Origin of the sequence: Altererythrobacter lutimaris (assembly GCF_013371495.1) — a bacterium.
Lineage (GTDB): Bacteria > Pseudomonadota > Alphaproteobacteria > Sphingomonadales > Sphingomonadaceae > Erythrobacter > Erythrobacter lutimaris_A.
Window position 1 is genome coordinate 2,204,083 of record NZ_JABWTA010000001.1, and the last position, 12,718, is coordinate 2,216,800.

General features: G+C 58.7%; 13 protein-coding genes. 3 read left to right on the forward strand and 10 right to left on the reverse strand.

Annotation, left to right across the window (positions count from 1 at the left end):
- Nucleotide 1: 1 nt before the first annotated feature.
- From HUO12_RS10630 to HUO12_RS10675, 10 genes are all read right to left on the reverse strand, one after another.
- Entirely contained in the window at nucleotides 2-505 is a 504-nt protein-coding gene (locus tag HUO12_RS10630) for an SUF system Fe-S cluster assembly protein (RefSeq protein WP_176273581.1), read from the reverse strand.
- Entirely contained in the window at nucleotides 502-1,704 is a 1,203-nt protein-coding gene (locus HUO12_RS10635) for a SufS family cysteine desulfurase (protein ID WP_232367374.1), read from the reverse strand. Before HUO12_RS10635 ends, HUO12_RS10630 begins: the two co-directional genes overlap by 4 nt.
- Before the next feature lie 17 nt (nucleotides 1,705-1,721).
- Nucleotides 1,722-2,495 (reverse strand): SufD family Fe-S cluster assembly protein, encoded by a 774-nt coding sequence (locus tag HUO12_RS10640; protein WP_176273583.1) that lies wholly within the window; start codon nucleotides 2,493-2,495, stop codon nucleotides 1,722-1,724.
- A complete protein-coding gene (gene sufC / locus HUO12_RS10645; RefSeq protein WP_176273584.1) occupies nucleotides 2,488-3,264 on the reverse strand; it encodes a Fe-S cluster assembly ATPase SufC in 777 nt (258 codons plus the stop codon). Before sufC ends, HUO12_RS10640 begins: the two co-directional genes overlap by 8 nt.
- Nucleotides 3,264-3,719: a hypothetical protein gene (locus HUO12_RS10650; RefSeq protein WP_176273585.1), complete on the reverse strand. Its 456-nt coding sequence runs from the start codon at nucleotides 3,717-3,719 to the stop codon at nucleotides 3,264-3,266. The genes sufC and HUO12_RS10650 overlap by 1 nt, the downstream gene beginning before the upstream one ends.
- A gap of 9 nt (nucleotides 3,720-3,728) precedes the next feature.
- On the reverse strand, nucleotides 3,729-3,920 hold the full coding sequence (locus HUO12_RS10655; RefSeq protein ID WP_176273586.1) for a hypothetical protein: 192 nt from the start codon (nucleotides 3,918-3,920) through the stop codon (nucleotides 3,729-3,731).
- Nucleotides 3,913-4,452: a DUF559 domain-containing protein gene (locus HUO12_RS10660; RefSeq protein WP_176273587.1), complete on the reverse strand. Its 540-nt coding sequence runs from the start codon at nucleotides 4,450-4,452 to the stop codon at nucleotides 3,913-3,915. Before HUO12_RS10660 ends, HUO12_RS10655 begins: the two co-directional genes overlap by 8 nt.
- Nucleotides 4,453-4,635: 183 nt before the next feature.
- Nucleotides 4,636-6,147, reverse strand: coding sequence for a Fe-S cluster assembly protein SufB (sufB, locus tag HUO12_RS10665; protein WP_217905191.1), 1,512 nt, complete (start codon nucleotides 6,145-6,147; stop codon nucleotides 4,636-4,638).
- On the reverse strand, nucleotides 6,144-6,566 hold the full coding sequence (locus HUO12_RS10670) for an SUF system Fe-S cluster assembly regulator (RefSeq protein ID WP_176273588.1): 423 nt from the start codon (nucleotides 6,564-6,566) through the stop codon (nucleotides 6,144-6,146). Before HUO12_RS10670 ends, sufB begins: the two co-directional genes overlap by 4 nt.
- 132 nt (nucleotides 6,567-6,698) lie before the next feature.
- On the reverse strand, nucleotides 6,699-7,634 hold the full coding sequence (locus tag HUO12_RS10675) for a helix-turn-helix domain-containing protein (RefSeq protein WP_176273589.1): 936 nt from the start codon (nucleotides 7,632-7,634) through the stop codon (nucleotides 6,699-6,701).
- A gap of 383 nt (nucleotides 7,635-8,017) precedes the next feature.
- Here HUO12_RS10675 and HUO12_RS10680 point away from each other — a divergent pair, with 383 nt between their 5' ends.
- The 3 genes from HUO12_RS10680 to HUO12_RS10690 all read left to right on the forward strand — a co-directional run bounded on the left by HUO12_RS10680 (nucleotide 8,018) and on the right by HUO12_RS10690 (nucleotide 12,718).
- Nucleotides 8,018-9,073, forward strand: coding sequence for a quinone-dependent dihydroorotate dehydrogenase (locus HUO12_RS10680; RefSeq protein WP_176273590.1), 1,056 nt, complete (start codon nucleotides 8,018-8,020; stop codon nucleotides 9,071-9,073).
- Nucleotides 9,074-9,084: 11 nt separating this feature from the next.
- Nucleotides 9,085-10,809, forward strand: a complete 1,725-nt coding sequence (ggt, locus tag HUO12_RS10685; protein ID WP_176273591.1) for a gamma-glutamyltransferase — start codon at nucleotides 9,085-9,087, stop codon at nucleotides 10,807-10,809.
- A 103-nt stretch (nucleotides 10,810-10,912) separates the two neighbouring features.
- On the forward strand, nucleotides 10,913-12,718 hold the full coding sequence (locus HUO12_RS10690; RefSeq protein WP_176274417.1) for an AMP-dependent synthetase/ligase: 1,806 nt from the start codon (nucleotides 10,913-10,915) through the stop codon (nucleotides 12,716-12,718).

The following is a 12,718-nucleotide window of genomic DNA, read 5'->3' on the forward strand; positions in this document are numbered from 1 at the left end:
ATCAAAGCATCCCTAATTCTAGCCGCGCTTCATCGCTCATCTTGTCCGGGCCCCAGGCAGGCTCCCAGACGAGATTGACTTCCGCGTCGCGAATACCCGGAACGCTTGCTGCGCGCAGCTCAACCTCGCCAGGCATGGTTTCCGCAACGGGGCAATGCGGTGTCGTCAGCGTCATCGTGACGATGGCATCGCATTCCTCATCGACCTCGACATTGTAGATCAGGCCCAGATCGTAGATGTTGACCGGTATCTCCGGGTCGTAAATCTCTTTGAGTGCTGCAATGACCGCATCATGCAGCTCACCGCCGGGTTCACCGGGCGCGACATTCTCAGGCTTCTTCGCAAGGAACCCTTCGAGATAGTCGCGCTTGCGCTCCAGCTTTTCTGCTGCAGTCTCTTCGTCAGGATCAATCGCATCGTCCACGCGTGCACGGCGCGGCTTGACGACCTGCTCGTTCGGAGCCGGCGCTGCGACAAATTCCTTTTCATCGGATGGCTTGTTCATCCGAACAGTCTCCTTGTTCTCGCAATGCCTTCAAGCAATGCATCAATATCGCTATCATCAGAGTAGAGGCCGAAGCTGGCGCGAGCCGTCGCCGGAACACCGAGATGGTCCATCAGCGGCTGCGCGCAGTGGTGACCGGCACGTATGGCGACATTCTGCTCATCCAATATAGTGCCGAGATCGTGCGGATGAACCCCGTCCATAGCAAAACTCACTATTCCTGCGCTGTCTGCGGGACCGAAAACGGTCATGTCATTCATGTCGAGCAATTCGCGCTGCAATCGCCGCACCAGAGCAGTCTCGCGCGCGTGGATCGTCTCAAGGTCGATGGCCTCGACATAGTCGATCGCCGCAGCCAACCCGATCGCTTCCGTGATCGCTGGCGTACCCGCTTCGAAGCGCTGCGGAGGCGGTGCGTAAGTCGTCTTCTCGAATGTCACGCGGTCGATCATCGCACCGCCGCCTTCCCATGGCGGCATCGCATCGAGAATGTCCGAACGTGCCCACAACACGCCAATGCCAGTCGGACCGTAGAGCTTGTGTGCGCTGAAGACGTAGAAGTCGCAATTGAGCGCCGCCATATCGAGCGTAAGACGCGGCGCGGCCTGGCAGCCGTCAAGCAACAGCTTAGCCCCGACCGCATGCGCCATGGCCGCTGCGCGCTTCGCATCAAGCACTGAGCCCAGCACGTTGGAGACATGCGCGAGCGCGACCAACTTGTGCTCTGGTGAGAGCATGGTTTCCGCTGCATCCAGGTCGATCTGGCCATCGTCTGTCAGGGGGCACACATCGATGTGCGCACCGACCCGCTCTGCCAGCAATTGCCACGGCACGATATTGGAATGATGTTCGAGCGTTGAAAGCAGGATACGTCCGCCTGCCTTGAGGTTCGCATCGCCCCAGCTGTTCGCGACGAGGTTGATCGCTTCGGTTGCGCCGCGCGCGAAGACAATCTCTTCTTCGCGCGCTCCAATAAAGTCCGCAACCCGCCGCCGCGCCGCTTCATAGCGCGTAGTCATTTCAGCCGAGCGCGCATAAACGCCGCGATGGACTGTCGCATAATCTTCGCCCAAAGCGCGCGCCACCGCATCGATCACAGCGCGCGGTTTCTGCGAAGTCGCGCCGGTATCGAGATAATGCCACGGCTTCCCGTCAGCCGTTGTGAGGCCAGGAAAGTCGCTGCGATAATCAGCGGTCAAGATAGGGGCAGGCGCGTTCAAATCGTCGCCTCTTCCAGCTGTTCGAGCGTGCGTTCGAGCATCCGCTCGCGCGTGTCTGGATCGTCAAGTTCAACGAAGGCGTCGCCAATAAAGGCCTGCACCAACAGCTTGCGCGCGAGGTGTGGCGGAATGCCGCGCGCCGCCATGTAATAGGCCGCGTTCTGGTCGAGCTCGCCAATCGCTGCACCGTGTGCGCACTGGACATCGTCTGCGAAGATCTCCAGTTCAGGCTTGGTGTTGGCGCTCGCGCCTTTCTCCAGCAGGATTGCGCGAAAGCTCTGCGCAGCATCGGTTTTCTGCGCATCGCGCGCAACTTCGATCCGGCCAAGGAAATTGCCCGTAGCTTTGCCCCACTGAACGCTGCGCACGGTCTGGTTGCTCGTCGCATGGGGGTCTGCGTGAATGGTGCGTGTGACGAATTCCTGGACCTTCTCGCCGCCGCCCACAGTCACGCCACCAAATTCGAAATGCGCGCCTTCTTCAAGGGTCACTTCGATTTCGATGCGCTGATATTTGCCGCCTGCGATGACATGAAAGGCCTCATAGCGAGCGCCTTTGCCGACATGCACGCGGACGCGCTCGACATTTCCGGGACAGTCAGCACCTGCATCATGGAACGCGCAATGGCGCAGTGTTTCGCCAGCTGGGACTTCGTGCGTTGCCCAATGCGCCAGATGCGCAGGATCGGACGCTGCGAGGAAGTCGCTATCTGCATAGCGCCACGCTTCGTCCTTGTTGGTCGGACGCTCGAGAGTGGCCGCCTCAGACATCAGCCAGGACCTCGCTCATCAGCCCGTCATAGCCTTCTTCTTCGAGCCGCAGCGCGAGTTCCGGCCCGCCGGTTGCAACGATCCGTCCATCGGCCAATACAGACACCCGGTCCGGCTTCACAACATCGAGCAAGCGTTGATAGTGCGTGATGAGAAGCACGCCTTTGTCGTCGCCGCGCATGATCGCATTGATGCCTTCACCAACGACGCGCAGCGCATCGATGTCGAGACCGCTATCTGTCTCGTCGAGCACAGCGAACTGAGGCGCAAGAATGCCCATCTGGACCATTTCCGCACGCTTCTTCTCGCCGCCGGAAAAGCCGACATTCACTTGCCGCTTGAGCATCTCCATATCCATGCGCAGGAGGCCAGCCTTCTCTTTGGCGAGCTTCAGGAACTCGCCGCCAGACAATGGCTCTTCTTCGCGTGCGGCACGCTGAGCATTCAATGCTTCGCGCAGAAACTGGACGTTGGAAACGCCGGGGATCTCGACAGGATACTGAAACCCGAGGAACAGACCTGCCGCAGCACGCTCATGCGGATCAAGCTCAAGGAGGTCGATGCTCTCTCCTGACGCGTCCGTGTAAGTCACGCTCCCGCCGGTCACATCGTAGCCCGGGCGCCCCCCAAGCACATAGGACAGCGTCGATTTGCCAGCACCGTTTGGGCCCATGATTGCATGGACCTCCCCGGCGCTCACTTCGAGCGAGAGGCCCTTGAGGATTGGCTTGCCGACTACTTCGGCGGTCAGGTTCTCGATTCTCAACATTAATTGGACGCCTCGTTCGGGATCACTTCATTGGTAAGGTCCGTCGGGACCATGCGCGCTTCCTGCATCGCATATTGCCGCATGAGCTGGCGGTCGAAATCGCGCCCGCGCGAGACGTGAACCTCGGCCACTGTGCGGAACACGTCACCCGCCTTCTCAGGCGCGAGGACTTCGCTCCAACGGCCCTGACGAAGGGCTTCCTCTGACTGACGCACGAGCTTTGCTTTGAGCTTCTCACAGCGCGGAATGTCTGCCGCATGCTGCTCGGCAAAGTCCGCTTCGCGGCGGAATCGTCGATCCGCGTAATTCAAGCAACGGCGATAATCGTCGACCAGCGGCTTGATGATGATCGGATACTCCGTCACCCAATAGGTAGGCAGTGCTGTTTCTACAGCCTGGTCCATATTCGGAGCGGCTTGCATGGTGAGCGTCAATGCGAGTGCGGTGGTAAGCATTATCTGGCCTCAGAACAGAGTGAGAAATTGGGGAGCGAAATAAAGCGCCGCGCCGGTGCACAGGACAAGCACGACCATGCCAATGGTGGACGCCCCCCGGCTGAGCAGCATCACAAGTGCGAAAATCGCGGCGAGCGCGGGCACCATGAAAAGGGCGATTTTCTGCATGTCAGGCGACATCAGGTCATTGAGATCAGGCATCGGATTGGTCTCCCCCTCTTTCTGAATAGGAGCGGCCCGATGTTCTGTCTTTGGGACGTGAATTGGCGCGATGCTCGCGCTGGTTTTCACGTTTGTCAGCGATGCGAATACGCATGCCGTGCGTGATGCGCTGAAGGACGGTGTCAATGTCTTCCAGAATGTCTTTGGCTTTGAGGCGCATGACGCGGATGCCCACGCTTTCCAGGCTCTTGTCACGGCGCTTGGCGAGCGTTTCGTCCTGATCTTCCTCGTCGATCATGATGGCCATGCCAAGCGTGTGGCAGTTGAAGTCGACAATCGCGCTACCGACCACAGCAAAGCGTTTGAACGTGTAGCGCCCAAGGTCAGCTTTCGCGAACTTCGCGGCCAATGCTTTGTTTGCAGGCGAAGCGAAGCGCTTCATCTCGCGCGCGCGATCGTGCAGCGCGTCGAGCCGCTTCTCGCTGATCTCCCATCCACGGCCTTTCTTTTTGAGAACGGGCGCTTCAGTTGCCGGAGCGTCGGAAAGTTTGAGGGTCTTGCGGTCAGTCATTTGCTGCTCGCCACAGCCGGATGTGCTTGACTGCGTTCAAGAGGAAAACGCCCGCCATTAGCAAGAGTAGTCCAGCTAAGGCCGTTTCCCTGCTAAGCTTGTCAATTCCATTTGCGAGGGTGACCGCTGTCAACAGGAGCCATGCGAGTGCCCACAGACCATGACTTTTCATGTGTGAATTCATTAGCCCACGCTCCCTTCGAGCGAGATCGCCAGCAGTTTCTGCGCTTCCACTGCGAACTCCATTGGAAGCTCTTTGAGCACTTCCTTCGCGAAACCGTTGACGATCAGCGCGACGGCCTCTTCCTCGCCAAGGCCTCGCTGCATCGCATAGAAAAGCTGGTCATCGCTGATCTTGGACGTGGTGGCCTCATGCTCTATCTGCGCGGTCGGATTCTTCACCTCGATATAGGGCACGGTATGCGCGCCGCATTCCGAGCCGAGCAACAGGCTGTCGCATTGCGTGAAATTGCGCACATTGTCCGCATTCGCGCCCACGCGCACAAGCCCGCGATAGGTGTTGTTCGATTTGCCTGCCGAGATCCCCTTGGAGATAATAGTTGAACGTGAGCCCTTGCCGTTATGAACCATTTTGGTTCCCGTGTCGGCCTGCTGGTGGTTATTTGTAACCGCAACCGAGTAAAACTCGCCGACCGAGTCCTCGCCATTGAGCACACATGACGGGTATTTCCACGTCACCGCGCTGCCGGTTTCCACCTGCGTCCAGCTGATCTTGGAACGAGCCCCCTGGCACAGCCCGCGTTTGGTCACGAAATTGTATATCCCGCCCTTGCCCTCGGCATCGCCGGGATACCAGTTCTGCACGGTCGAATATTTGATCTCGGCATCCTCCAGCGCGACCAGCTCGACAACAGCAGCGTGGAGCTGGTTTTCATCGCGCATTGGCGCGGTGCAGCCTTCGAGATAGGACACGTAGGAGCCCTTCTCTGCGACGATCAGCGTGCGCTCGAACTGGCCGGTGTTCTCCGCATTGATCCGGAAATAGGTACTCAATTCCATCGGGCAGCGAACACCTTCAGGGATGTACACAAAGGTGCCGTCGGAAAAGACCGCGCTGTTCAATGTCGCAAAGAAATTGTCGCGCTGCGGCACGACCTTGCCGAGCCACTTCTTCACGAGTTCGGGATATTCCTTGATCGCTTCGGAAATCGACAGGAAGATCACGCCAGCCTTGGACAATTCCTCGCGGAAAGTCGTCGCGACGGATACGCTGTCAAAAACGGCATCGACGGCGACTTTCTTCGCGCCTTTTACCCCAGCAAGGACCTCTTGTTCGCCCAACGGGATGCCGAGCTTGTCATAGACAGCCTTGATATCCGGATCGAGATCGTCGAGCGAATCCAGCTCGACCTTCTTGGTCGGCGCGGCGTAATAATAAGCGTCCTGATAGTCGATTTCAGGATAGCCGACCTTCGCCCAATCCGGCTCTTCCATGGTCTGCCACAAGCGGAACGCCTTCAAGCGCCATTCGAGCATCCACTCCGGCTCTTCTTTCTTGGCTGAAATGAACCGCACAGTGTCTTCGCTGAGACCCTTCTCAGCAAACTCGGTCTCAATATCAGCTGACCAGCCATGCTCATATTCAGCAGCTTTCGCAGCCGCTTCCTTCGCATCCTGATCCATTTCAGATCGGGCCATGACATTATCGTCGTTGAGATCGACATGTTCGCTCATGCTGTTTCCTTCTCGCGCGCGAGCTCAAGAGTAAATTGGGTTAGCGGGATTGCGGCTAATGCGCCGCGCAATGCGTCATTGATCACCGGCCAATGCGGCTTCACGCTGCAATTGTGATCCACCGCGCAATCCTGCCCGTCAATGCAGGCTGTGAGCGCGATCGGGCCTTCAACCGCTTCGACAATGTCGGCAACGCTGATCGCAGCTGCCGGGCGAGCCAACTGCAAACCCCCGCCTGCACCGCGAACAGAGCGCAGCAACCCGGCCGAGGTCAGCTTTGTCACGACCTTTTGTACCGTTGGCGCAGGCAGGCCGGTCTCCGCCGCAAGCTCAGCCGCCGATACCCGTCCGCCGCCGCAATGGCGCGCAGCCGCTGTCATCGTTACGACAGCATAATCGGCAAGGTTAGACAGGCGCATAGCTCTACAACTTCAAATCAGACTGATTCGTTCCGATTTGCAGGTAGGCTTCAATCCTACGGGTTTCAACGCTTAACCGCTTGTTGCGAGTCGTTAGCGTTTGCCGAATTCGCCCATGCGAACGTCTGCTATTCAGCCCTCGCCATCCGGCATGCCGATTTCGCGCAGGTTCTTGGTATCGAGCATCTCTGCGAGAAACGGGTTCTCTTCATCGGACAGCCGTGCAGGCGTTCGTCCGGCAAACACCCGAATTTCGCGGATCATATGCGGCTGATCGTAAAACGCTTCGCCAATCTGGGCTTCCATCTCGTCAGACAGCATCGGTAGCGACAAGAGCGTTGCTGCACGCAGTGCACGGTACTTCCTCGCGAGCGCACGCGGCGGCAAGCCGAAATATTGCTCGGTCAGCCGCTGGGTCTGCCGTTCGGAATAGGCGACACGCTCCATCAAAGTGCCGACATCAGGATCAATGGCTTCACCGACCCAGCGATTGACTTGCCTGATAAGCTCGCGGTGGCGCGAATTGACCGGACGCAGTGTCGCGCGAATGAACTCGCTTAGCGCATCGACACAATCCTGCCCGCCCATGGCCCCCGAATTGTAGGCGGCACAAACCTTGACGCCCAGCTCAGTGATTTCCTCACCCAACCAGAGGCCTGCGGGATACAGCCGATTGCCATGTTCGCCAGCATGAAGCCCGGTGAGCGCCGACCAGCCGAGTGGCGACAAAGCGGCGCCAATCGAATGGAAGGGGCCTTCCACTTCAAATGGAGCGGCGCGCGAGAAAGGTGTGAGCAGATTGACGAGATTGCTGGGATCACGCCGTCCATCGGCGAAATGCATTTCGCCTTTGCCGCGCATGAAGAAAGTCAGATGGCCGATCGCTGCGGGCTGAATGTCGCGGATGACCGCTTCATCACAACGGAAGTGATAAAAGGTTGTGACGTAGTCCGACAGATCCAGAGGCGGCGCGATGTAGTCGAGCTGGAATGCGCTGGGCGGCGTAAGATCGAGCTCACTGGCATCGACCGCTGCATCGAGAGCGCTTTCACTGAGCGAATCGCTCAACCTTTCCCCTCGCTCTGTCATCGCACCCCTGCTTTGCGTCCCGATTTCGTCACCATGCCGGCCAGCGGCGGGGCGCGAATGATTCGCAAGTGCTTTAAGCGAAAAGAAAAAAAGGGGCGACCTCTTTGTAAGAGATCGCCCCGTTGAAGTTGAGGAACTCTTCGCATCGCTGCTCCGAGCCCTTCGGGTCGCACGAGTTTGTTAGCTGAAAGCGCCTCAACCTAATTGTATGCAAGCGACAACAATCGCGAATAAACATCACCTTAACCGTCATCGCTGTGAAACATTTGATGATTTTCTCAGCTCCGCGTTTGTCTGAGGTGAGTTGAGAACGCTACCAATACACTCGACACTGGTTCGCCGGCTTGTCATAGGCTCGCGCCATGCTGTTCCGCCTCATGCGCCCGGCGCTTTTCACACTTGATTCCGAACTGGCTCACAACCTTGCTTTGGCAGGTCTCAAGGCGCTTCCCTATCGCAAACCCTGCACCGTGGCCGCGACGCAAGTTGACATTGCGGGGCTGACTTTCCCGAACCCGGTTGGCGTTGCCGCAGGCTTTGACAAGAACGCCGAAGTGCCGGACGCCTTGCTCGGGCTTGGCTTCGGTTTCACGGAAGTCGGCTCGATCACGCCGCTCCCTCAAGCGGGCAATCCAAAGCCGCGCCTGTTCCGGCTGGTTGAAGACAATGCCGTGATCAACCGCATGGGGTTTAACAATGAAGGCGGCGAGGCAGCGCTCGCGCGGCTCAAAGCACGTTCGGGTCGCGGTGGTATCGTCGGGATCAATATTGGCGCCAACAAGGACAGCGATGATCGTCTGAATGACTATGCCGTGATGACGCGGATGATGGCGCCTTATGCGAGCTATCTCGCGGTCAATATTTCGAGCCCGAACACACCGGGCTTGCGCGCGCTGCAGGATGAAAGCGCGCTTACCGATTTGCTCGATCAAGTCATGGCTGCACGCGATGAGGCGATGAGTGAAGCTGGTGGTGATCCAGCCGCGCCGCCTGTGTTCCTGAAGGTCGCACCAGACCTTGAACCAGCAGACATTGATGCCATCGCAAGGATCGCGATTGAAAAGCAGCTCGGCGCACTGATTGTTTCGAATACGACGATCTCGCGGCCGGACTTGCGCTCGCATCATGCAGGTGAGGCCGGGGGTCTTTCAGGAGCTCCGCTTAAAGGGCTCGCGGTGCAACGTGTACGCGATTTCCGCAAGGCGACGGGCGGAGAGATACCGCTGGTGGGTGTCGGCGGGATCGCAAGCGCCGATGATGCATGGGCTCGGATCAAAGCAGGCTCGAGCCTGATCCAGCTGTACAGTGCAATGGTCTATGAGGGCCCGGGACTGGGTGCGCGTATCGTGAAGGGCCTTGAGCGCATGATGAAGCGCGAAGGATATTCCAGCATTGCCGAAGCGGTCGGAACCGAATAGCTCTGCGCGCTATGATTGATCGTCTAACGTTTCCTGTCGCCGCTTTGCTCCTTGCTGGTTGCGCGACCTCCGAAGTACCCTCCGCTGATGTCGCAACAATCGAGCCCGCTCCGGCCACGCTGGAAGGCGCAGTGAGCTCAGCCGATTTTCGAGCGACAGCTGCCGGCGAAGAGATCCTCGCTAAAGGCGGCTCTGCCACTGATGCGGCGATTGCCGTGATGCTCGCACTGACAGTCGTAGAGCCGCAAAGCTCCGGGATTGGCGGAGGCGGTTTCATGGTCCGCGCGGATAGCGGCACCGGCAGCATCACCAGCTGGGATGGCAGAGAGACTGCGCCAAAAGCTGCGAGCTCAACCCGCTTTCTCGATGAAAATGGAGAGCGGCTGCCCCGCGATAGTCGGGTCACTTCTGGCCTTAGCGTTGGCGTGCCTGGCAATATTGCACTGGCAGCCAAAGCACACAGCGAGTTTGGCGTGTTGCCTTGGGCGGAGCTCTTCCAACCCGCCATCCGGCTTGCTCGCGATGGGTTCCTGATGAACCGGCGGCTGAACGATTCGATCGCATCGCGCAAGGAGCGCGCTGGCAAGACTGACGAAGCCCGCGCTGTGTTTTTTGGTTCGGATGGAGAGCCATTGCCGGTCGGATCACGCGTAACCAATCCGGCATTTGCTGAAGCTCTCACGTCCTATGCCGAGCAAGGGCCGGAAGCATTCTACGAGAAGGATGCTGCTGCGCTCGCGGCCTATGTCGCGGACGAGACGCCGCAAGATGGCAAAATGACAGCGGCTGATATTCGCAGCTACGAGGCCAAGCAGCGTACGCCTGTGTGCGCGCCTTATCGCAGCTATCGCGTGTGCGGCATGGGGCCGCCGTCGTCCGGAGGGATCGCGGTTGCGCAGATGCTGGCTCAGCTCGAGCGCTTTGATCTGTCCGCCTTGGGCCCTGACAATGTCACTTTCTGGCATCTGTTCCTGGAATCGCAGCGTCTTGCCTATGCCGACCGCGAGCTCTACACCGGTGACAGCGATTTTGTGGAGGTCCCGGTCGAGGGACTGGTGAATGCAGGCTATCTCGCTGAGCGCTCTCAACTAATTGATCCTGCCAGCGCGCTCCCCGAAGCGACGCCCGGCACGCCTCCCGGTGCACCGACCGACCGTGCCGATGGCGATGAACCACCTGAAAATGGCACGACCCATTTCTCTGTCGTCGACAGTGCAGGCAACGCGATCAGCTACACTTCGACAATCGAAGGCGCATTTGGCTCGGGACTGTTTTATCGCGGCTTCTATCTCAACAATGAGCTGACCGATTTTAGCCTTATTCCGGAAAGCGATGGAAAGCTCGTTGCGAACCGGGTTGAAGGCGGAAAACGCCCGCGCAGCTCAATGGCGCCGACCATCGTGTTTGATGAAGCCGGTGAAGTTGTCCTCGTTATCGGAGCTGCAGGCGGGCCAACCATTCCGGTCCAGGTCGCACGGTCAATCATCGGTGTCGTTGATTTCAATCTGAGCGCCAAGGAAGCGCTCAGCCTGCCGCTGATCATGGCATTTGGTTCCACGGTCGTCATCGAAGAGAGTTCAGTGCTTGAAGGCATGAAGGACGATCTGAACGGTTTGGGTCATGCCAATATCCGCGAGTTCGGACCTCCCTTGAAAGCCAATGCGCTGCTGCGCACGCCAACGGGCTGGGAAGTCGCGATGGACCCGCGCATCGATCCCATGCTGGCGACGCAGTAAGCGCTTTCGCTTGCCGCTACGGCATCGGAACTCTACTAGGACAAGGCAATTGCAAGGGCGGGCAAACAACGCTCAATTCGCGGGAGCAGATCTTTAAGTGGGTATCGAACTTCTTGCCGATATCGATCAGGCTAACAATCTGGTCGACCTTTTCCTCAAGCGCGCTGATGAAAAAGGCGATGCGCCTTTTCTGGGTCGCAAAGAGGATGGGGAATGGCGCACGCAGAGCTGGCGCGAAGTTGCGGAGCTTGTCTGCCTGCTCGCAGAGAACCTGAAATCGCTGGGATTGGCCGATGGCGACCGTGTCGCGCTCGTGTCAGAGAACCGGCCTGAATGGTGCATTGCGGACCTCGCCATCATGGCAGCGGGATGCGTCACCGTTCCGACCTACACCACCAATACGACCCGCGATCATATCCATATTCTCGACAATTCGGGTGCGCGCGCTGTCTTCGTTTCCAACGAAAAATTGCTCGGGCCGCTCCATGCCGCGATCCAGGCCTCCGGCATCGCCGAGCATGTGATCGGCATAGACGACCTGCACCGCCATCAATCCGGTAGCTTTGAGTATCACAGCTGGGGGAAAATGACGGCTGGCGATGCCAAGGCCGCGCGCCAAGCAGTCGATGCACGCATCGCAGGAATCAGCCGCGACCAGACCGCTTGCATCATCTACACCTCCGGCACAGGCGGCGCGCCACGCGGCGTCATGCAGCATCACGGCGCGATCCTTTGCAATGCGGCGGGAGCAGCCGAAGTTCTCATCGAAGATTTCGGCATTGAAGACGAGCGGTTCTTGTCCTTCCTGCCCTTAAGCCACGCCTATGAGCATACGGGCGGACAGTATCTGCCGATCAGCGTAGGCGCGGAAATCTACTATTCCGAAGGGCTGGAAAAGCTCGCCAGCAATATCGAGGAAACGCGCCCGACCATCATGGTCGTCGTCCCGCGCCTGTTCGAAGTCCTGCGCAGCCGCATCCTCAAGCAAGTCGAAAAGCAAGGCAAGGTCGCTAACTTCCTGCTCGACCGCGCGCTTGGCATTGCGGACAAGGCAACCGAAGGCAAATCACGCAAGCGTGACAAGCCGATGGACCTGATCCTTGAGAAAACACTCCGCCCCAAAATCCGCAACCGGTTTGGCGGACGGATCAAAGCGATGGTCTCTGGCGGAGCGCCGCTCAATCCTGAAGTCGGCAATTTCTTTGAGGCGATGGGCCTAACCATGCTGCAAGGCTATGGCCAAACTGAAAGCGGCCCAGTGATCAGCTGCAACCGGCCCAAGACCGGCCTGAAGATGGACACTGTTGGCCCGCCATTGCGCGGCGTTGAAGTCCGGATTGCCGATGACGGCGAAATCCTTGTTCGCGGCGAACTCGTGATGCACGGCTATTGGCGCAACAAGGCGGAGACAGACCGGACTATCCAGGACGGCTGGCTGCATACCGGCGATATCGGCCATTTGGACGAGAAGAACCGCATCGTCATTACCGACCGCAAGAAAGACATGATCGTCAACGACAAAGGCGATAATGTCGCGCCGCAAAAGCTCGAAGGCATGCTGACGCTCCAGCCGGAAATTGCGCAAGCGATGGTGAGCGGTGACAAGCGGCCCTATGTTGTAGGGCTGATCGTCCCCGATGCCGAATGGGCGGTCGAATGGGCCCGCGCGAACGATGAGAAGTTCGACATGGCGGCCCTGCAGGACTTGCCGGCGTTCAAAAGCGCAGTACGCGCAGCAGTCGACCGCGTGAACAAGGACCTGTCCGTCATCGAGAAAGTTCGACAGTTCGCTTTCGCGGATGAGCCCTTCTCCATCGACAATGAAGAGCTGACGCCCAAGCAGTCCATCCGCCGGCACAAGATCAAAGAGCGCTACGCAGACAAGATCAACGGGCTCTATCGGAGCTAG